This is a genomic window from Sporosarcina luteola, from assembly GCF_023715585.1.
Classification (GTDB): Bacteria; Bacillota; Bacilli; order Bacillales_A; family Planococcaceae; genus Sporosarcina; species Sporosarcina luteola_D.
In genome coordinates, this window is the sequence record NZ_JAMBOK010000011.1 from 1 (window position 1) to 1,095 (window position 1,095).

Genomic DNA, 1,095 nt, shown 5'->3' on the forward strand with positions numbered 1-1,095 from the left:
GCGTGACAGGCAGGCATGTTAACCGCTACACCACGGGACCATTTGGTTGCGGGGGCAGGATTTGAACCTGCGACCTTCGGGTTATGAGCCCGACGAGCTGCCACTGCTCCACCCCGCGATAATAATAGTTGTATAAGTTTGTTGTAATTTCCTATTAGGAAATTATGGTGGAGGATGACGGGTTCGAACCGCCGACCCCCTGCTTGTAAGGCAGGTGCTCTCCCAGCTGAGCTAATCCTCCATGTTTAAAGTGCGATAAGCTGCGCATCTCTTTGTCAGCTTCTTTCACTCACTCGGTCGCGTACTTAAGTACGCTCCCTCTTTCCTTCAATCGCTTCCGCGACCTGCTTGCTTCTCCCACTTTAAACGGAAGTTGCAAACTAATTGAAAGACTGTCAGTAAAATGGTGACCCCTACGGGATTCGAACCCGTGTTACCGCCGTGAAAGGGCGGTGTCTTAACCGCTTGACCAAGGGGCCATATGTGGAATATAAAACTGGCGGAGAGCAAGGGATTTGAACCCTTGATACGCGGTTAGCGTATACACGATTTCCAATCGTGCTCCTTCGGCCACTCGGACAGCTCTCCAATTGGCTCCGCAGGTAGGACTCGAACCTACGACCGATCGGTTAACAGCCGATTGCTCTACCACTGAGCTACTGCGGAATAGTATTGTAATAAGTATTTCATATCTTATTACGATCATTTTAGAAATGACAGCCCAGCGACGTCTTACTCTCACAGGGGGAAGCCCCCTACTACCATCAGCGCTGAAGAGCTTAACTTCCGTGTTCGGTATGGGAACGGGTGTGACCTCTTCGCCATCATCACTGGACTATTTTTTTCACAAGACAAGATTTATTATATCATATCCAGTGAATAAAGCAAGCGTTTTTTTCAAAATAAATAATTTTGTTCGCTCAAAACCGGATAAAACCAACATTGTTGCTGAACTTCAAGTTTAACCATACTTAAGTAACTTAAGGTTAAGTCCTCGATCGATTAGTATCCGTCAGCTGCACGTGTCGCCACGCTTCCACCCCGGACCTATCCACCTCATCTTCTTTGAGGGATCTTACTTACTTGCGTAATGGG

5 tRNA genes and 2 rRNA genes are annotated in these 1,095 nt (G+C 47.7%); all 7 read right to left on the reverse strand.

Going from position 1 to position 1,095, the window contains the following annotated elements:
* Positions 1-43 precede the first annotated feature (43 nt).
* Positions 44-118 (reverse strand) — tRNA-Met (locus M3193_RS16525).
* Positions 119-165: 47 nt separating this feature from the next.
* A tRNA-Val gene (locus M3193_RS16530) sits at positions 166-241 on the reverse strand.
* A gap of 163 nt (positions 242-404) precedes the next feature.
* Positions 405-479 (reverse strand) — tRNA-Glu (locus M3193_RS16535).
* 18 nt (positions 480-497) lie between these two features.
* Positions 498-588 (reverse strand) — tRNA-Ser (locus M3193_RS16540).
* Between the two features lie 3 nt (positions 589-591).
* Positions 592-666: transfer RNA gene (locus M3193_RS16545), tRNA-Asn, on the reverse strand.
* A gap of 53 nt (positions 667-719) precedes the next feature.
* Positions 720-835 (reverse strand): 5S ribosomal RNA (gene rrf, locus M3193_RS16550).
* Between the two features lie 147 nt (positions 836-982).
* A 23S ribosomal RNA gene (locus M3193_RS16555) occupies positions 983-1,095 on the reverse strand; the annotation flags it as partial.